16 protein-coding genes are annotated in these 19,468 nt (G+C 65.5%); 12 read left to right on the forward strand and 4 right to left on the reverse strand.

All coding sequences use genetic code 11. From position 1 onward, the window contains the following. The first annotated feature begins 71 nt into the window (after positions 1-71). The 4 genes from VPH41_RS13630 (at position 72) to VPH41_RS13645 (ending at position 6,635) form a co-directional block, all read left to right on the forward strand. The gene (locus VPH41_RS13630; RefSeq protein WP_328570424.1) at positions 72-2,201 is read left to right on the forward strand and encodes a T6SS effector phospholipase Tle3 domain-containing protein; all 2,130 of its coding nucleotides are present in this window, start codon (positions 72-74) and stop codon (positions 2,199-2,201) included. A 130-nt stretch (positions 2,202-2,331) separates the two neighbouring features. After that, a complete protein-coding gene (locus VPH41_RS13635) occupies positions 2,332-3,660 on the forward strand; it encodes a hypothetical protein (RefSeq protein WP_328570425.1) in 1,329 nt (442 codons plus the stop codon). A gap of 9 nt (positions 3,661-3,669) precedes the next feature. Continuing rightward, a complete protein-coding gene (locus VPH41_RS13640) occupies positions 3,670-5,016 on the forward strand; it encodes a hypothetical protein (protein WP_328570426.1) in 1,347 nt (448 codons plus the stop codon). Positions 5,017-5,177: 161 nt separating this feature from the next. Then, on the forward strand, positions 5,178-6,635 hold the full coding sequence (locus VPH41_RS13645) for an MFS transporter (RefSeq protein WP_442906262.1): 1,458 nt from the start codon (positions 5,178-5,180) through the stop codon (positions 6,633-6,635). Between the two features lie 109 nt (positions 6,636-6,744). Here the strand turns inward: VPH41_RS13645 and VPH41_RS13650 are convergent, their stop codons facing one another. The 3 genes from VPH41_RS13650 to VPH41_RS13660 all read right to left on the reverse strand — a co-directional run bounded on the left by VPH41_RS13650 (position 6,745) and on the right by VPH41_RS13660 (position 9,425). Then, positions 6,745-7,650 carry a LysR family transcriptional regulator gene (locus VPH41_RS13650; RefSeq protein ID WP_328570427.1) on the reverse strand — a complete coding sequence of 302 codons (906 nt, stop codon included), beginning with the start codon at positions 7,648-7,650 and terminating at the stop codon, positions 6,745-6,747. A gap of 5 nt (positions 7,651-7,655) precedes the next feature. Then, positions 7,656-7,889 carry a hypothetical protein gene (locus VPH41_RS13655; RefSeq protein WP_328570428.1) on the reverse strand — a complete coding sequence of 78 codons (234 nt, stop codon included), beginning with the start codon at positions 7,887-7,889 and terminating at the stop codon, positions 7,656-7,658. Positions 7,890-7,982: 93 nt separating this feature from the next. Then, entirely contained in the window at positions 7,983-9,425 is a 1,443-nt protein-coding gene (locus VPH41_RS13660) for a M20/M25/M40 family metallo-hydrolase (RefSeq protein ID WP_328570429.1), read from the reverse strand. 173 nt (positions 9,426-9,598) lie between these two features. Between VPH41_RS13660 and VPH41_RS13665 the strand changes: the two genes are divergently transcribed. From VPH41_RS13665 to VPH41_RS13675, 3 genes are all read left to right on the forward strand, one after another. Beyond that, a complete protein-coding gene (locus VPH41_RS13665; RefSeq protein WP_328570430.1) occupies positions 9,599-10,129 on the forward strand; it encodes a GNAT family N-acetyltransferase in 531 nt (176 codons plus the stop codon). 120 nt (positions 10,130-10,249) lie between these two features. Further along, entirely contained in the window at positions 10,250-10,690 is a 441-nt protein-coding gene (locus VPH41_RS13670) for a glycine zipper 2TM domain-containing protein (protein WP_152283457.1), read from the forward strand. Positions 10,691-10,833: 143 nt separating this feature from the next. After that, complete coding sequence (locus VPH41_RS13675; RefSeq protein WP_328570431.1) at positions 10,834-11,784, forward strand: PP2C family protein-serine/threonine phosphatase; 951 nt, start codon at positions 10,834-10,836, stop codon at positions 11,782-11,784. A 34-nt stretch (positions 11,785-11,818) separates the two neighbouring features. On the opposite strand, the gene VPH41_RS13680 is transcribed toward VPH41_RS13675, so the two are convergent. Then, complete coding sequence (locus tag VPH41_RS13680; protein WP_152283455.1) at positions 11,819-12,226, reverse strand: DUF2177 family protein; 408 nt, start codon at positions 12,224-12,226, stop codon at positions 11,819-11,821. Between the two features lie 346 nt (positions 12,227-12,572). Between VPH41_RS13680 and VPH41_RS13685 the strand changes: the two genes are divergently transcribed. From VPH41_RS13685 to VPH41_RS13705, 5 genes are all read left to right on the forward strand, one after another. Beyond that, positions 12,573-14,204, forward strand: coding sequence for an FHA domain-containing protein (locus VPH41_RS13685; protein ID WP_328570432.1), 1,632 nt, complete (start codon positions 12,573-12,575; stop codon positions 14,202-14,204). 485 nt (positions 14,205-14,689) lie between these two features. Then, positions 14,690-15,283 carry a metal-dependent hydrolase gene (locus VPH41_RS13690; protein ID WP_328570433.1) on the forward strand — a complete coding sequence of 198 codons (594 nt, stop codon included), beginning with the start codon at positions 14,690-14,692 and terminating at the stop codon, positions 15,281-15,283. A gap of 115 nt (positions 15,284-15,398) precedes the next feature. After that, complete coding sequence (locus VPH41_RS13695) at positions 15,399-15,908, forward strand: sigma-70 family RNA polymerase sigma factor (RefSeq protein ID WP_226941430.1); 510 nt, start codon at positions 15,399-15,401, stop codon at positions 15,906-15,908. Then, positions 15,908-16,873 carry a FecR domain-containing protein gene (locus VPH41_RS13700; RefSeq protein WP_328570434.1) on the forward strand — a complete coding sequence of 322 codons (966 nt, stop codon included), beginning with the start codon at positions 15,908-15,910 and terminating at the stop codon, positions 16,871-16,873. Before VPH41_RS13695 ends, VPH41_RS13700 begins: the two co-directional genes overlap by 1 nt. Positions 16,874-16,988: 115 nt before the next feature. Beyond that, positions 16,989-19,463, forward strand: a complete 2,475-nt coding sequence (locus tag VPH41_RS13705) for a TonB-dependent siderophore receptor (RefSeq protein WP_328570435.1) — start codon at positions 16,989-16,991, stop codon at positions 19,461-19,463. The last annotated feature ends 5 nt before the right edge of the window (positions 19,464-19,468 follow it).

The following is a 19,468-nucleotide window of genomic DNA, read 5'->3' on the forward strand; positions in this document are numbered from 1 at the left end:
CGCATACAGTGCAGATTGCCCGAGCTCGCTTGGGCGACGCTTTTCCTCATTAACGCTGACGGAGCGCCCGCATGTCGCCCGACCCCACGCTAGCTGGCAACTGCATCCTGCTCGCCCAAGCCGAAGGCACGGCCTTGTTCAGCCATGCGCTGCTCCAGGCCGTCACGCGCCTGCCCCGTCCCGGCATCGTCATCTTCGTGCATGGCGTCAATTCCGATGGCGAATGGTATGAGCAGGCCGAACAAGGCCTGTGCGCGGGCCTGAATGCGCGCCTGAAACGCCGCGACGAGGATCTGGCGATCCCGGGCCCGGCTGCCGGGCAAATGCAGGCCGCCACCTACACGCGCGAATTGACGGATGACGGCTTCCTCAATCCCAAGCGCAACGCCACCACCTTCCTGCAGGCAGACGATGCCAATTCCCCCGTGATCCGCTTCCGCTGGGGCTACAAGGCCAATGGCGAGGAATTGCAGGCGTTTGGCGACGGCATCTATCTCAACGAAAAGAATTACTGGGGCGGCGGACCGTTCGCCAACGGTTGCAGTGCCCTGCCGGATCTGTGGGGCAAGGGATTGTCCGAGGAACTGTTCCTGTGGATGCATATCCAGCACATGAACCCGACGAATGACCGGCAAGTGTATGCCTGCCCGCCGCGCCCGTATTTCGTGTTTGCCGCCTGGCGTCTGGCGCGCCTCGTGCAATCGATCAGGGCATGCCAGCACGACGCGCCCGTCACCATCGTCTGCCATAGCCAGGGCAATATGGTGGCCATGGCGGCCGCCTTTCTCGGTGAAACGCTCGGGCCGTCCGCCGTGGCCGACAGCTACGTGCTGTGCAACCCGCCCTACAGCCTGCTCGACAGCAACTTCACGGAAAACTGGGTCAGCGGCCATTTGACGGACGAACATGGCAATACGGGCCGGCAAAAATACGCGGCGCGCACGCAAACCTTGAAAGCGTTTTTCAACATCCTGCGCGCCCGCTCGGCAATGCAGCAGGATGCCGCCTTCGTCGACGAGTGCAGCGCCAATCGCAAGCCTGAGCGCAAGGACAGTTATACGGCCGCATTCGACCGCGCCGACCACGGCTTGCATGGCTCCACCTATGGCCGGGTCACCTTGTATTTCAATCCGCACGACCAGGTGATCTCCGCCACGCCCGTGCAGGGCATCGGCTGGCGCGGCATGTCGGCACAGGAAATTGCCGATACGGGCGGCGACGGCGTCTTCACCCAGCGCGTGTTTGCGCAAAATCACCTCGTCGGCCAGGAAAATGAACAGGACTACGATATCTGGCAGCGCAATGGCCAGCCCCTGACACCGGACAGCATCGATTTCTGGCACCCACGGTCACTGGTCGCCGAGTACTCGATCGAAAAAGGCATGCGGGCCAGCAAAGGCATCGGCCGCAAGATACTGACCTTCTTGTTCGCGCCCATCGTCATCATTCTCGCCAAGACGGCCGGCACGCGCATCAACGCCCTGCCGCCCAAGACCTGGCGGCTGCCGATGAAGGCGCCCAAGCTGCCTGTGCCCTTCCTGCCGCATTCAAAACGCTTTGCCGACATCGGCGATGCGTTTGACGAAGGCTGCGATGCCCCGGCCGACTCCCTGCACAAGGACCGCGCCGCCGACGCCGATGACGCGTATGCGCCTTACCGCTCCCGGGGCAAGGGCGATGCGCACACCGAGGCAGCGCTGCGCTACGAACAGAACGGCATGCTGCGCATGCAGGCCAGGCGCGACGGCTGGGTGGAAAAAGGCAAACCTGAGACGCCGGTGGACCAGCCGGACAAGGCTTCCAAGGAATTCAACGCCTGGCGCAAGCATGAAATCCAGAACTACCTGGCCGCCAATATCGACACCCACGCCACCGATCACTCGACCATCATGACCAATCCCGAGCACGCGGAAAAGGCGCTGGCGTATGACGTGGCGGTGGGGGTGTGCACGATTGGGCAGGAGGCGTTGAACAAGTTACGGGTGGCGGCGGATTGGAGCCTATTGAAAGGCGCCTCTTTCGAGTCTAGCGAGTTCTTTGAGTACTACGACAACGGCACATTTAAAACTGTCCCTTTATTTATTTGGGCAAATGACAAAGACAGCCCTGCCAGAAAGCCGAAAGGCATCATAGACGAACGCCAGAATGCCAAGCCCGCCAGCACTTCCAGCAAATTTGCGCTGAGGACTCACGGTGCGTAAGCTCATTGCCACGCCGCACCAGCGACTGGCCTGCGCCCTCGCCACATTTCTCTGCGTCATTTTCCTGGCACTTTGGTTCACCTGGCCCGGTGATGCCGGTCACCAGAATGTCCATTCACCTGGAGACTTCATGAAACAGTTCCTCGCGCTGCCCATGCTTGCCGCCTGCTCCATGTTTGCGCTGTTGACAGCCTGCGCCGTGAAACCTGCGCCGAAAGAAGAAGACCTCCCAACAACCACGGCTCACGTTCCCTTCCGGGCACAAGTGGTGGGACTGCAGTGGCTCAACCCTCTGCAGCGGCGCGACTATCCGACCGAGTGGCAGCTGCTCTGGACGCTCGGCCTGGCCAAACCCAACAAGAATGACGATATGGTCAGGACGGATCCCAGGGGTTTCAGCACCTTGCAGGCAGTCGCGCCCATTGCCCACGATATCGATGGCACGGAAACGTTCAAGGGCTATCACCATAAATATCTGCGCGAACTGATGACCAATTTTCACGATATTTATTATTCCAGCCCCACCTACTTCTACCATGTCTACCCCAAGGATAAAAAACAGAACTGGCGCGAACTGGCGGGCATCCGCGTGGAATATGCCTTGCCGGAAGAAAAATTCGATCTGATAGAAGTACACCAATTCACGCAACAAACCATCACTGACACCTTCAACATCGGCAACCCCCACTTCCCCACTCTCTGGACCCGCGCCACCCCACCCGACGTGCGCATTACGCTGGGCGGCAACAACGCGGGTTTCATCTCCCTGAACGCCGCGCTGGCCTATCTGGAAGCGCATCCGAAGGAAACCGTGTGGGTCATGAACTGGGATGCGCCGAGCCGGCCGAAGACCATGCAGATCAATGAAAACCTCGTGCTGCTGGTGCTGGCCGGTCCCGATTACAAGACGGAGCGCGCGGCGCTGGCGTGGATAGCTTATCCGGCCACGCGCAAGGTGGCCGATTTTGAAGCGGGCAAGAACAAGCCGCCGCGCGCCGTGCAGGCGTGGCAGGCGCTATTTGCCGAGGCGGCGCGCCATGGCGGCAAGACGAAGGAAGACATCGGCTACGTCATCCACGATGCCAATAAAACCCTGCCCACGTCATCCGACCGGCTGGCACGGCTGGCGCAGGCCTTGAGCCTGGAAGTGCCCGGCTTCGACTTCCTGCCGCAGACCTTCAATACGCCGGCCCTGCTGGGCGAAATGGGCGCCGGCACGGCGCTGACCAATGTCGCCCTGGGTATCGCCCATGCGAACCACGTCGGCCAGCCCGTGCTGGTGGCGGGCACCAGCGATCCTGACGGCGTCACGGGCGTGCTGGTCTTGCCACCGGCCAAAGTACGTCCCATAGACCACGACCAGCCGTGGTTCCGCGCGCGCGGAGAGAATAACGCCTATCTGCCCTGGTGGGGCATCCGCCACGACACGGCGGACGACATGCAAGGCTACTCGCAGTGAGGTGGATGGATGGCTTACGTAATAAATCAACGCGAGCTACGCACATTGGCCACCGTCGCCGCTTTCTCCATGTTTGCGCTATTGACAGCCTGCGCCGTGAAACCTGCGCCGAAAGAAGAAGACCTCCCAACAACCACGGCTCACGTTCCCTTCCGGGCACAAGTGGTGGGCCTGCAGTGGCTCAATCCGCTGCAGCGGCTCGACTATCCCACCGAGTGGCAGCTGCTCTGGACCTTGGGCCTGGCCAAACCCAACAAGAATGACGATATGGTCAGGACGGATCCCAGGGGCTTCAGCACCTTGCAGGCCGTCGCCCCCATTGCCCACGATATCAATGGAAGGGAAACGTTCAAGGGTTACCACCATAAGTACTTACAAGAACTGATGAGCAATTTCCACGATATCTATTTTTCCAGCCCCACCTACTTCTACCACGTCTACCCCAAGGATAAAAAACAGAATTGGCGCGAACTCGCAGGCATCCGCGTGGAGTATGCCCTGCCTGAAGGAAAATTCGATCCAGCAGAAGTTCATCAGACAGTAAAAGATGAAATTATCAGCAATTTCGAAATCGGCAACACCCACTTCCCCACCCTCTGGACCCGCGCCACCCCGCCCGACGTGCGCATCACCCTCGGCGGCAACAACGCGGGCTTCACTTCCCTGCAAGCCGCGCTGGCCTATCTGGAAGCGCATCCGAAGGAAACCGTGTGGGTCATGAACTGGGATGCGCCGAGCCGGCCCAAGCCCATGCAGATCAATGAAAACCTCGTGCTGCTGGTACTGGCCGGCCCCGATTACAAGACGGAGCGCGCGGCGCTGGCGTGGATAGCTTATCCGGCCACGCGCAAGGTAGCCGATTTTGAAGCGGGCAAGGACAAGCCGCCGCGCACCGTCCAGGCGTGGCAGGCGGTATTTGCCGAGGCGGCGCGCCATGGCGGCAAGACGGCGGAAGACATCGGCTACGTCATCCACGACGCCAGCAAGAACCTGCCCTCGTCGTCCGACCGCCTGGGCCAACTGGCGCAGGCGCTGACCCTGGAAGTCCCAGGATTCGACTTCCTGCCGCAGACTTTCAATACGCCGGCCCTGCTGGGCGAAATGGGTGCCGGCACGACGCTGACCAATGTCGCCCTGGGTATCGCGCATGCGAACCACGTCGGCCAGCCCGTGCTGGTTGCGGGCACCAGCGATCCGGACAGCGTCACGGGCGTGCTGGTCTTGCCACCGGCCAAAGTACGCCCCATAGACCACGACCAGCCGTGGTTCCGCGCGCGCGGCGAAAACAAGGCGTATTTGCCGTGGTGGGGCATCCGGCATGACACGGCGGACAAAATGCAGGGTTACTCGGATTAACGTCCGAAGTACTGGCCGCTGGCTCGCAACGACCTTGCCAGCGACTCGGCCGCGCTGCACATATGGCGTCAAACGCAACAACATAGTGCACATGCTGCGCCTTCCGCCATGCCAGATCCGCCGCTACCATGTGATGACCCCATTCGAGGATCAGCCACGCCATGCACTCACCGTCAAAACCCGCTCCACCCAGCCAGCAGGCGTCCCAGGCCGCCAGCGCCACGATGCCCGTGCGCGGCGCGCTTGCCAGCCTGTCCCTGGCGATGCTGCTGCCCGCGCTGGGCACCAGCATCGCCAACGTGGGCCTGCCCGGCATGGCCAGTGCCCTGCATGCTTCCTTCCAGGATGTGCAGTGGATCGTGCTGGCGTATCTGCTGGCCATCACCGCCCTGATCGTCAGCGTGGGCCGCCTGGGCGACATGGTCGGCAGGCGCCGCCTGCTGCTGGCCGGCATCGCGCTGTTTGCCCTTGCCTCCGCCTTGTGCGCCCTGGCGCCCACCTTGTGGCTGCTGGTCGCCGCGCGCGCCCTGCAAGGCCTGGGCGCGGCCGCCATGATGGCGCTGACCATGGCCTTTGTCGGCAGTACCGTGCCCAAGGCGCAGACGGGCAGCGCCATGGGCCTGCTCGGCACCATGTCGGCCGTCGGCACCACGCTGGGCCCCGCGCTGGGCGGCCTGCTGATCGCGCGCTTCGGCTGGCAAGCCATTTTTCTCGTCAACGTGCCGCTGGCCGGCGTGGCGCTGCTGCTGGCCTGGCGGTACCTGCCGGCGGACCCGCGCGGCGCGGCCGCCAAACGGCCCGTGTTCGACCACCGCGGCACCGTGCTGCTGGCGCTCACCCTGGCCGCCTATGCGCTGGCCATGACCCTGGGCCGCGGCGATTTCGGCGTGCGCAACGCGGCGCTGCTGCTGGCCGCCTGCATCGGCGGCGCGCTGTTCGTCTGCGTCGAACGCAAGGCGCCGGCGCCGCTGATACACCTGCCCATGCTGCGTGCCCCCGTGCTGGGCGCAGGCCTGGCGGCCAGCATGCTGGTGTCGACGGTCATGATGTCCACCCTGGTGGTGGGTCCCTTTTACCTGGCCCGCGGCCTGGGCCTGGGGGCGGCGGCTACCGGCATGGTGCTGGCGGCCGGGCCGCTGGTGGCAGCGTTCTGCGGCGTGCCGTCCGGCTGGCTGGTGGACCGCTACGGCGCGCAGCGCATGGGCGGCGCGGGCCTGTGCGGCGCCGCCGGCGCCTGCCTGGCGCTGGCCCTGCTGCCCGCCAGCCTGGGCATCGCCGGCTATGCCGCACCCATCATGCTGCTGACGGCCAGCTACGCGCTGTTCCAGGCCGCCAACAATACGGCGGTGATGGGCGACATCGCCGCCGAGCAGCGCGGCCTCGTCTCCGGCATGCTCAATCTGTCGCGCAACCTGGGCCTCGTCACGGGCGCCTCCGTGATGGGCGCCGTGTTCGCCGCCGGCGCCAGCGATATTGCCAGCGCCCCGCCGGCCGCCATGATCCGTGGCATGCATGCCACCTTTGGCGTGGCCAGCGCGCTGATACTCGCTGCGCTGGCCATTTTCCTGCTCAGCCGCGTCTTCGGCAAGCGCCGTTCGCCTGCCGGAGACCGCGCGTGATGCGCCGCCGCACCATGCCAGCGCTGTTGCTGCTGCTGGCCCTCGGCGCCTCCCTGTCCGGCTGCTGCTGGCCCTGAACTGCCGCGCCGGCAGGCCGGCAGCGGCGGCGTCAGGCTCCGTCCAGCTGGCCTGCGCAGGCGTCGATCACGCAGCCGCGCAGCCAGCGGTGGGCAGGATCTGCATCCATGCGCGGATGCCACATCAGCGACACGGTCAGGTCAGGCATGCGCAGCGGCAGCGCAAAGCTGAACATGCCGGCGCGCAGCTTGCCCGTATGGCGTTCCGGCACGGTGGCGATCAGGTCGGAACCGGCGGCCAGCGCCAGCGCCGCCGCAAAGCCGCCGACGATGCTGGCGACCGTACGCTGCAAACCCAGGGCGGCCAGCGCGTCATCCATCGGTCCCGTCTCCTGGTCGCGCCGCGCCACCAGCACATGCTGGCCGGCCGCATAGCGCCCGGCGCTGATCTCGCCTTGCGCCAGCGGATGGCCGCTGCGCACCACGCCCACAAAACGGTCGCCGAACAGCCGGCGCGTGCGCACTTCCGGGCTGGTAAGGCTGCCGATCACGCCCGTCTCCAGGTCGACGCTGCCCTCGCGCAGCAGCACGCTTTCGCGGTCGATTTTTTGCACGAACCGCAGCCGCACGCCGGGCGCCTGCGCGCCGATATGCGCGAGCAGCGCCGGGCCGAAATTTTCCACGAAGCCGTCGCTCGCACGCAGCGTAAACGTCTGCGCCAGCTGGCGCGGGTCCAGCTGCTGCGCCGGTCCCAGCACGGCCAGCACCTCGCCCAGCAGGGAGCCCACGCTTGCGCGCAGCTCCAGCGCGCGCGGCGTGGGCACCAGTTCACGCCCGGCGCGCACCAGCAGCGGATCGCCGGTCGTCTCGCGCAGGCGCGCCAGGGCCCGGCTCATGGCCGATGGGCTCAGGCGCAGGCGCCGCGCGGCGCGCGTGACGCTGCCTTCGGCCAGCAGGACATCGAGGGTGATCAGCAGGTTCAGATCGGGCAGCGGCATGATGCTTATCCTGGCATGGGTTGCCGGCGCCACAGCTGGCGCCCGCCGATCTCGATACGCTCCAGTTCACCCGCGGCGCGCAACTGCTCCAGCGCGGCCTCGATGGCCTCGCGTGGAAATTGCCCGCCCAGCCACCACTGCGCTATGCCTTCGAGCGTATCGGCGCTGTGGGGACGCCTGGCCACGTAGGTACGGATCTGCTGGATGGCGCCGTCGATGGCGGTGGAAGCTGGTGTCATGGCATGCGGTGGACAGGGGTTGGGGGGATCGCAAACAAACACGCACAAACACGCGGGCCGCGCCGCCAGGGCGGCGGCCCGCGACAGGGCGACTTACTCGCCCTGCTCCGGCGCGCGGCCGATCTCGCCGTCGATATTGGCCAGGAACCAGGCCAGCGACGACATCAGCGCCACGTTGCGCTTCAGGTTTTCCGGGTCGACCTTGTCCAGCGTGTCGGCCGGCGTGTGGTGGTAGTGGAAGTAGCTGTGGCTGTCGACCAGCGGCTCGAAGCTGGGCACGCCGGCCGTTTCCAGCCGGTGCAAGTCGCCCGTGCCCAGCGCGTCGCGGCGCGTGAACGCGTGCGCGCCCATCGGCTGCAGGGCCGCGCGCAGCGGCGCAAACAGTTTTTCCGACTTCGCTCCCACGCTGGCGAGGATGCCGAACGGGCGGCCGGCGCCGCTATCCATCTCGATGGCCGCATACTGCTTGCCCAGCGCCTGCTTGTGGGCCTCGAAATACGCCTGGCCGCCGCGGCCGCCGTTTTCCTCGTTCATCCAGGCGATCACGCGGATGGTGCGGCGGGGACGGTAGTCGAGTTTTTTCAGGGTTTCCAGCACGCCCATGGCCGCCACCACGCCGGCGCCATCGTCATGCGCGCCCGTCGCCAGGTCCCAGGAATCGAGGTGGCCGGAGACCACCACCACTTCGTCGGCCTTGTCCGTGCCCGGCCAGTCGGCAATCACGTTGTAGCTGTCCGCCTCGGGCAGGTTTTGCGGCGTCAGGGTCAGGTGCAGCTTCATCGGGCCGCGCGCGGCCAGGCGGCCCATCAGCAAGGCGTCTTCCACGGTGACGGCGGCGGCGGGTATGCGCTTGCTGTCATCAAGTCCCGTGGCGCCCGCGTGCGGGATGCGGAAATCGGCGCCGCCCACCGAGCGCACCAGCGCGGCCGCCGCACCCAGGTCGGCCGCCGCCTTGGGCCCGAGGAAGCGCGCGCGCGAACCCTGGCCGTAGGTCACGCCGGCCAGGCCGCGCTCGGCCATCTCCTGGTCGAATGGCGTGTCGATCAGCACGATGGCGCCCTTCACTTCCGCCGCGCGCGCCTTCAGCTCTTCCACGCTCTTGACGATGATCAGGGGCGCCGTCAGGCCGGCGGCCGGCGTCGCGCCCGAGCCGCCCAGGGCCGTGAGCACCACGCGCTGCGACACGCCCTGCGGACGGCCCGCATAGTCGACGATTTCCGCCGTTTCCACGCCGCGCACCCAGTGCGGCACTTTCACGGGCTGCAGGGTAACCTTGGCGCCCAGCTGGCGCATGGTGTCGGCCACCTGCTGCACGGCGGCAGCGGCGCCGGCGGAGCCGGACAGGCGCGGGCCGATCAGATCCGTCATGTCGGCCAGGCGCGCATATGCCCAGTCGCTTTGCAGTGCCGTGTCGCGCACCTGGGCCAGCGCTTGCGGCGCATTGCCCGGCGCGGCGGCAAAGGCGTTGGCGCTGATGGCGCAGGCAAGGGCGAAGGACAAACGGCGCAGCGGCGCGCCAGTCAAGACGATATTCATGTGTTTCAATTCCAGTCAACAAGGTCGAAGCGGGTACGCCGTGGCCAGGGGCAAGGCGCGGCTTTCTACGATAGCGTATTTATTCTGTCATTGCAGCAACTTTTACGGGATCGATTGCCTGTTTCGGCCAGAGTCGATTACCATGCAGATCGTGATCGTTACCGGATACCGCCATGCTCAAGGGAACTCTCTGTACCATCCGGCATTTGCAGGCCGCCGACCTGAATACCTATCTGTCCCTCGTCAACGACCTGCCCTCGCGCGGCGAGTTCTTCTCCATGCAATTCAAGTCGCCCGAAGCCATGCGGCGCGACTTCCTGCAATCGGGCTTTGTCACCGAGGACAGCGAATTGTTCCTCATCGAAGACAAGGCCCAGCACATCATCGGCACGATCACGCATTTCAAGAGCCGCACCCCGGCCTCGCGCGAGATCGGCTACCGGCTGTTCGACCGGCAGCGCGACGGGCAAGGCTACATCAGCGAAGCGACGCGCCTGGTGGTCGACTACCTGTTCAAAGCCTATCCGTATCACCGGCTCGAGCTGCTGATGGATCCGCAGAACGTCGGTTCCGAGCGCATCGCGCAAAAGAACGGCTTTACCGAGGAAGGCCTGATGCGCCAGGCCTTTTTCATCAACGGCGTCATGCGCGATGTCAAAATGTACAGCTTATTACGCCCCGAATGGCAGGCGCGCCTGCGCTGACTTGTTACCGCCCGGGCAGGATTGTAATAAGTTGTATTAGACGTGGAACAAGCTGGCGGCAGCAGATATAGTCCAGTCCATGCAGATCATTGTGATCTCGCCGGAATGGAAGGAAATGCCATGTTGAACAAGAAACTCCTGGGTGCGGTAATGGTAGCGGCAGTGGCTGTGTCTTCGGCCGCAGTCGCCGGTGACCGCGACTTCAATACCGTTGCAGGCGCTGTCGTCGGAGCGGCCATTGGCAACAGCACCGGCGGCCGTAACGGCGCAATCGTCGGTGGCGTTATCGGCGCTGCCGTCGGCAACAGCATCAATACGAATGACCGTTATTACGACCGTGGCGGCTATCGCGGCGGTTACCGCGAAACCTATTATGCGCCTGCGCCGCAGCCCGTGTACTACGCGCCGGCGCCGCAGCCCGTGTATTACGCGCCGCCACCGCGCTACTACGGCCCGCCGGCTGTCATCTACGTGCAGCCGGGCCGCGGCTACTACCGCGACCATGGTCGCCGCGACTATTATGACCACGACCGTGGCCACGGCTGGGGCCATCGCCGCTAAGCGTCGCCCCGCCTCCTGAAAAACCTGCGCCAGCCTGCTGCCGCAGGTTTTTTTGTTAGATAGGCAAGGTATCGCACACGCACAATATCGGCTAAGCTGTGTCCTATGATCAACATTGCTGGCCGCCTGGACCGCACCAACCGATGCATTTAATCAAAGACGAGCTCGACTTCGGCCCCTGGCTCGATGCTGCCGCCGGCACCAGCGTGGGCGCCGGCCCGCTGCCGCGGCGCGAAAACCAGGATAACTTCCTGCTGATCGATGCCAGCGGCCATGCCGTCTGCCTGTCGCGGCAAATGCCGTTCCACTGCCAGGTGCCGGGCTGGCCGCCCGGCCATGTGCGCGCTGCCGTGCTCGACGGCATGGGCGGCCACGGCCACGGGCGCGAGGCGGCGGAAGCAGCCGTGCAAGGCTTGCTGGCCATGCCCGCCTGCCTCGATGCGGCCAGCCTGGCAGCCAGCCTCGACGAGTTGCACACGCGGCTGCAGGACAGTTTCGCCAAGGCCGCGCCAGCCCAGGCGCGTCCGCCCGGCACCACCCTGACCTTGCTGGAAGTGCCGCCCGGCGAAGCGCCGCTGCTGTATCACGTGGGCGATTCGCGCCTGTATGAAATTGCCGACGGCGTGGCCAGCGTCCTCACCGTCGACCACGTGCCGGCCACCGTGTACGCCATGCGCGGTGCGCTCGACGAGGCGCGCTGGCGCGCCGCCGTGCACGGCCAGCACCACCCGCAAATCTCGCAGGCATTTATTTTAGGCAACGCCATCGGCGACAGCCTGCAACTCGACAAACCCCTGCGCGGCCTCGATGCGGCCACCTTGCCGCCCTTCCTCGCCCATCTGGCCGACCGCCGCGTGCTGCGCGTGCGACCCGGCGCCCACTATCTGCTGGCCAGCGACGGCTTCTGGGCCTGCGACGATCCGCTGGCCCTCACGGGCCGCTGGCCCGCCTTATGTGCCGGCAAGACCGCAGCACAGGCCGTCAGCGCCCTGTTCGACGATTTCCTGTCCCAGCCGCCAAAAGGCTTGCACAGTGACAACATCACCATGCTGGTGCTGCGCTTTGACGCGGCATTCACGGTCCCGGGCGGATAAGTCCCCAATCACCTTCGCACTCGTTAGCCTGGCCTTACCTGGCGGCCAGGTAGCCGGCCGCCGCCGACACGGCCGACAGCACGGCGCCCCAGCCCATGTCGATCAGCGTCAAGGTCAGCGGCCAGTCCCGCAAGGTCGCATAGTTGCTCAAGTCATAGGTGCCGTAGGCCAGCAGCCCCAGCAGTGCGCCCAGCGCTGCCGCCGTGCGGCCGCGGCGCGCGCGCAAGCCAGGCAGAATGGCAAAGACCAGCAGCCCCGCCACGTACAGCAGGTAAAACAGCGCGGCCGGCGCCCAGCGGGGCGATTCCGCCAGCAGCGGCCCCAGCGCTGCGGCATACACGGGCTTCATCAGCACCGCCAGCCACAGGGCATCGAGGGCCAGGAATACGCACAAGGTGGCGCCATAGGCGATGGCAAGCTGACGCGGGCGTTGGGCAGGCATGGTCGTCTTTCGAAGTCAGGCGGCATCAGGGTAACGGCTGTGCCAGCATAATACAAAACGCCTTCCAGTTCTTGTCGCGAATGTCACCATGCACAGCCGGCGTCCACGCGCGTGGCTGGAAAACCTGTTTCAGGCAATATCAAAATAACATATCCAGAAAGACATAAAATGTGTTTTTGAGCAATGGTTTCCATGGCATGTATGACAGGGTGTGACCAGGGACATGAATTTGGGCAAAAAGAGTGGATTCCGGCACCGTGAAAGTTGCCAAGCGGGCGCAAAAGCGCGTAAGCTCTCATGTATAACAGAGGGCAAAATGCCCCCGCTCGATTCGAGTCAGAATGTCATGAAAAAATGCAGCAACCCGGAGCACCCGCACTGTACGTTCTGGGTCTTGCCTGGGGATACAGTCTGTGCGGGCAACCACCCGCAAGCGACGACTGCTCCCAGCAGCTACGACCTGTTGACCGCACTGCGCAGCGCCCGTTCCGAGCCCTCGGCAACGGCGCTTCCGCACGCCCCTGCACATGACCCTGTCAATTCCGATGCCGTCATTCCAGCGGTGACCGGCCCCGCGCCCCATGCCGGCAATGCGGCGCCGGCCGGTGCGCCGCGTCCATCCGTCTCCATGCCGGCCGCCGCCGCGCCCCTGTTTACGCCCGCGGCCCCGCCAGCGGTTCCGCCAGCTTACCAGCCCGTGCAAGCCCACCTGCACATCAGCGGCTTCGATCCCCGTGCGGCAGGCGGACGGCAAACCCTGAAAATGGAATTGCGCGGCATGAGCGCCGCTTGCGCGCCGCAGCTGACCTTGCGCCTGCGCTCGGACCTGATTCCCCGCGGGCAAGTGCAGCATGATTTCGTGCGCACCACGCGGGGCGACTGGCGGCCCGTGTTTGTTGAGTTTTCCTCACGCAACAAGGAACACGGGCAATACCAGATCGAGGTGGAAGTACACAGCCACGTGGACGGTGCCGTGGCGCAGAAATGGGTATGCACTTTCGTCATCCTGGTGCCGCGCCGCGACGCCACCCTGACGGAAATCCACCAAATCTTCCTCAGCACGCACAAAAATGTGCGCGTGATGGCCGACGACGCCTCGATTGCCCGCGTCACGGGCGGCGATGGCTGCAACCTCGACGTGACGGCGCGCAATGCCGGCATCGCCCACGTGGATCTGTCTGCGCCGCAAGGCAAGATCGACATGGGTTTCACCACCATCGCCTGGGACGAGGAACTGATCGAAGTCGACCTGCCCGCCGCCAGCCACTGCCATCCGCACCCGAGCCAGGCTGCGTGTCTCGTCAATGCGGCGCCGGAAGCGGGCGAACAGCGCCAGATCCGCCTGTTCGCGCTGGAAGAATGCATGCTGGGCCGCTTCGAATTGGTGGACCCGGAAGCCGATGTGCTGCTCAGCCATTTCAGTCCCGACGGCCAGGACAACAACGGCTTGACGCGCCGCCTGTCGGGCCGCCACGCCATCATCCGGCGCAGCCAGCAAGGCTTTGAAATCGAGGACGTGTCGCGCTATGGCTTGCTGCTCGACGGCGTGTGGCCCGGCAAGCACAAGCCCGTGGCCCTGCGCCTGGGCATGCGCATCGAATTGTCGGCCAGCATCAAGGGCATCGTCGTGCTCAGCGTCACGGCCATCTTCGCGCACGGCGTCATTTTGCACCGCATCGACCATGGCGCGCGGGCGGAATGCTTTTACCTGCTGCTGCCGGAAGCCCAGCCCACGCTGGCCGTCCACGCGGCCGCCCCCAACGCGGCCGCGCTGCCCATGCTGTTTCACCGCAACGGCGGTTTCTGGCACCTGGACGTGGCCACCGGCAAGGAAACAGCCCTGGCGCCCGCCACGGCGCTCGACAAGCTCAGCGGCTTTGCGCGGCACAACCGCTTCGCCAGCGAACCGTATCCGGAATGCTGGATCATCCGCACCGAAGGCGCGGCGCTGTGCGATAGCACCATGCAAACTGCCTGATACAACGCCTCCCGCCACCTGACCGCTAGCGTCTGAAAAATGGTCAGAGCAAGGCGCGCTGCCGAAGACAGTACGAATGTACGGCAAGGCAGTGCAACGCAGCTATGGCCTTTTTTCGGACGCTAGCGCGGCACGAGCACCAGGAAAATCATCGACAGGCCCAGGATAAACACCGCTTCCAGCGTAAACACGATGGCGGGAATCTGCAATTCGCGCGGGATTTTCATGGCGATACCTCTTCAAAACGTCGAACTGCTTTCAGCATAGCGCGCCCTGCGCCGATTGCATTATCAGCCGCACAACACACTTGACCGCCCGGCATCCCTTGCCGGGCTCGCTGGCCAGACCGCCCCGACACATTATTTAACAAATTATCGGCAGATATTCTGCAAATAGCACCCCTCGCTGCCCTTACATACTGTATATTCATCCAGTTAATATTGCTTGTAATTCACAAAGCGCCCGCATGGCGTTTTACATTTCCTATGGCTTCCAACAAAGCGCATCATGCGACCGGTTGGGCTGCCGGCGTGATCGCCGCAGCCCTGGTCGCGCACGCTGGCGCCGGCGGCCCCTATCAAGTGCTGAGCATGCTCGCCTTTGTCATGGGTGCGCTGGGCGGCACGGCGCCGGACTGGCTGGAAGTGGCCTGGTGGGCGCGCACGCACCGGCTATGGATCACGCACCGCACATGGACCCACTGGGGCCTGGCCTGGATCGCCCTGCTCGTCTACACCTGGCTGCAATTGCCGCGCCACTTCTGGGCGCCGCCCCTGTTCGGCTTTGCCGCGGGCGGCATCATGCATTTGCTGGCCGACTGGCCCAATCCGCTGGGCGTGCCCTGGATTTTCCGCCGCCACTCCTTGCGCTGGTGGAAAAGCGGCCGCCACGACATCATCGTCATCATCGCCGCCTGGCTGGCCGCCACCGTCGTCGCCGACCATGTGTTTTTCGACGGCATCCACTGGCAGCGCAGCGTGCTGGCGCTGGACAGCCTGCTGCACTGGTCCGCCAGCGCACTCCAGACGGCCTGGGCGGATCTGCAACAGTGGCAGGAGCGCTGGCGCCTGGGAAGCTGACGCCAATTGACGCCGGCGGTGTGGCAATGTGATAATGAGTATCATTCTCAAACAGCCCAGCCAGCCGGCACCCTGCGTTCCGTCAGCCCAGCCCTTTCCTTGCCTGGAGAACGCAGTGAGCACCGTCCATCCCACCCATGCCATCCACCTGCAGACCCTGTACAGCGAGCACCACGGCTGGCTGTATGGCTGGCTGCGCGGCAAGCTGGGCAACCGCGCCGACGCGGCCGACCTGGCGCAGGACACCTTTCTACGCCTGCTGGGCAAGCGCGAGGCGGCACCGCTGCGCGAACCGCGCGGCTACCTGGCCACCATCGCGCGCGGCTTGCTGATCGACCGCTACCGGCGCCAGGCGCTGGAGCAGGCCTACCTGGAAGCGCTGGCGCAGCAAGCCGAGCCAACAACCATGTCGGCCGAAACGCATGCCATCATCATCGAAACCCTGCTCGCCATCGACCGCCTGCTCGACAGCCTGGGCGCGCGCACGCGGGCCATCTTCCTGCTGGCGCAAATCGAAGAACTGAGCTATGTGGAAATCAGCCAGCGCCTCGGCGTGTCCCTGCCGACGGTCAAGAAACACCTGGTGCGCGCCTACACGGAATGCCTGATGCTGGCGGCCGGCTGATGTTCGGCACGCTTGCCACTTCCGCCCCCATCGCCCGCAAGGTGCTGGCCGCCGCCGCCCACTGGCACGTCGAAGTCAAATGCGGCAGCGCGGACCCGGCCGCCCTGCAAGCATGGCGCGACGCCAGCGCCGAACATGAACGGGCCTGGGACCTGCTGCAGCGCATGGACGGCCAGCTGGGCACGCTGCCGCCGGCGCTGGCCCTTCCCGCGCTGCAGGCGGCGCAGCAGCGCCGGCGCGCCACCGCCAGAATACTTGCCCTGCTGGTGGCGGCCGGCGGCGGCATCGCGCTGGGCCAGGCGGGCCTGCAGTCCGCGCCGTGGCAAGCCTGGACGGCGTCCTTGCGCACGGCGCCGGGCCAGCGACGCCACGTGGCGCTGGCCGACGGCGGGCGCATGGAGCTGAACACGGACAGCGCCGCCGACGTCGATTACAGCGCCAGCCATCGCCGCATCCGCCTGCACCAGGGCGAGATCATGATCACGACGGCATCCGACCCGCGCCCCTTCCTGGTCGAGACCCCGCACGGCGTGATCCGCGCGCTGGGCACGCGCTTCGGCATACGCTGCACGCAAGGCGGCAGCAGCGTCAGCGTGTTCGAGCACGCGGTGGAAGTGCGCTGCGCGGCGCGCCTTGACGCCGTGCGCCGCGTGGAAGCGGGCCAGCAGCTGCGCTTCACGGCGAACGGCGCCGAAAACGCGCAAGCCATGCCCGCGCACCAGGACAGCTGGCTGCGCGGCATGCTGGTGGCCGCCGACTGGCCCCTGCAGCAACTGGTGCAGGAACTGGCGCGCTACCGGCGCGGACGCCTGGCGTGCGACGCCGGCGTGGCGCAGCGCCCCGTCACGGGCACCTACCGCCTCGACGATATCGACGCCGTGCTGGAAAGCCTGTGCGCCTCGCACGGGCTGCAAGTGACGTACTTCACGCGCTACTGGGCCACGGTGTCGGCCCGCGCCGCCTGATATTTTTCGTTTTTTTTGCGCCAGGGGTTGGTGTTTCGCTGCGCTGCTTCGGCTTCCTAGTCAAGAAGCCGATTCACAGGCCATTTTCCTATCCCTCCGAGCAGAAAGACCGAACATGCAATTGACCACCCCCGTCCTCCATCCCGCCGCGCGCGCCATCCGCCTGGCCGTCATCGCCATGGCTTGCGCCGCCCCCGCCGCCTTCATCGCCGCGCCCGCACTGGCGCAAGGCCAGGCTGCGGCCGCGCCGCAAAGCTACGCGATCGGCGCCGGCCCGCTGGCCACCGCCCTCAACAATTTTGCCGTGGCCGCCGGCGTCAGCCTGTCGACGGACCCCGCGCAGACGCGGGGCCTGCGCTCGCCCGGCGTGCGCGGCAGCTTTGGCGTCGCTCAGGGCTTTGCCCAGGTGCTGGCCGGCAGCGGCCTGGAAGCCGTGCAGCTGCCGAACGGCGCCTACGTGCTGCGCCAGGCGGCCGTACCCTCCGCCTCGGCGGCCGGCGTGGAAAAGACCATGGCCCCCGTGACGGTCAGCGCCAGCATGGAGCGCGACCCCGTCAGTGAACACAGCAACTCGTACGCGGCGCGCGCCGTCACCGTCGGCAAGGGCGTGCAGACCCTGCGCGAGATTCCCCAGTCCGTCAGCGTCGTCACGCGCCAGAAGATGGATGACCAGAACCTCAACACCATCGACGCCGTGCTGGCCAACACCACCGGCATCACCATGTACGACAGTCCCATGGGCGGGCGCTATGTGTATTCGCGCGGCTTCATGGTGGAGACGTACCAGTTCGATGGCGTGAACCGCGCCATGTACTACCCGCAGGCGAACAGCTTCACCAGCAATACGGCCATGCTGGACCGCGTGGAAATCGTGCGCGGCGCCACGGGCCTGCTGCAGGGCACAGGCTCGCCCGGCGCGGCCATCAACATGGTGCGCAAGCGTCCGCTGGCGGAAAAGCAGGTGCAGCTGGCGCTGGGCGCGGGCCGCTGGAACGACGTGCGCGGCGAGGTGGACGTCACCGGCCCCTTGAACGAATCGGGCAGCATCCGCGGCCGCGCCGTGGCCGCGCACGACCAGCGCGATTATTTCTATGACGTGGCCGACAGCCGCACGGACGTGCTGTACGGCGTGCTGGAATTCGACCTGGCGCCGGGCAGCAAGCTGACGACGGGCGCCAGCTACGAAAAGCTGAAATCGACGCCGTTTTTCTCCGGCATGCCCCGTTACCTCGATGGCAGCGATCCGAAGCTGCCCCGTTCGACCTTCCTGGGCGCCGACTGGAACCGCTGGAATAGCAGACAGACGGCCGTCTTCGCCGAATTCGAGCACCGCTTCGACGCGGACTGGTCGCTCAAGGCCAGCGCCAACTACACGCGCGAACGGCACGACGTGAAATACATGTTCAGCCAGGGCGCGATCAATCCCGCCACCCTGGCCGGCATGATGATGTACGGCGGCGTGTTCGACTACGGCAGCACCAACAAGGGCATCGACCTGTCGCTCGACGGCAAATTCAACGCCTTCGGCCGGCGTCACGGTTTCAGCGCCGGCATCAGCACGAACCGCCTGGAAAGCGACAGCGACTACAATCTGGCCCTGCTGCAGCAGCCGAATAATCCGCTGCAGCCGAACCACGGCGTGGCCGAACCGAGCGACGCCTGGTTCCGTCAAAACAGCTACCGGGGAGACCCCAGCGTGACGACCATGACGCAGACGGGCGCGTATGGCGTGGCCCGCTTCAGCGTCAGCGATCCGCTCACCGTGGTGGCGGGCGCGCGCGTGTCGAACTACAAGTCCAGCAGCGTGTACCGCGACACGGGCGACGTGTACATCGACCCGTACCGCGAAAACGGCGTGCTCACGCCATATGGCGGCGTGATCTACGCCTTCGATCCCCGCTGGTCCGGCTATGCCAGCATCTCCGACATCTTCCAGCCGCAGAATCAGCGCACGGCGGACGGCGCCCTGCTCGACCCGCTGAAAGGCCGCAACCTGGAAGCGGGCGTGAAAGGGGAACTGTTCGACGGCAAGGTCAATGCGTCGCTGGCGCTGTTCCGCATCGAGCAGCGCAATCGCGCCGAACTCGACCTGGTCAATACCTGCTCCAGCGGCACGGAATGCTATTTCTCGACGGGCAAGGTGCGCAGCGAAGGGCTCGATGCGGAGATCAGCGGCGAAGTGGCGCGCGGCTGGCAGCTGTTTGCCGGCTACACCCTGAACAATTTCAAGTACCTGGACCAGACGTCGAATGCGGGCGTGATGTTCGCCAGCACCTACTCGCCGCGCCACATGCTGCGCGCGTGGAGCGACTACCGCCTGCCCGGCGCCCTGCAGAAGTGGAGCGTGGGCGGCGGCGTGAACTTCCAGACGGAGAGCTCGCGCGTCACGCGCGACGTGACCGTGGCACAGGGCGCATACGCCTTGTGGAGCGCACGCGCCGCCTACCAGATCGACCGCAACTGGACGGCCGCGCTGTCCGTGACGAATCTGCTCGACAAGCGCTACTACCAGACGGTGGGCGCGCCTGCGTGGGGCAATTTCTATGGCGAGCCGCGCAAGGCGCAACTGACCTTGCGCGCCCGCTTCTAAACGAC

Origin of the sequence: Janthinobacterium sp. P210006 (genome assembly GCF_036231885.1) — a bacterium.
Taxonomy (GTDB): domain Bacteria; phylum Pseudomonadota; class Gammaproteobacteria; order Burkholderiales; family Burkholderiaceae_D; genus Janthinobacterium; species Janthinobacterium violaceinigrum.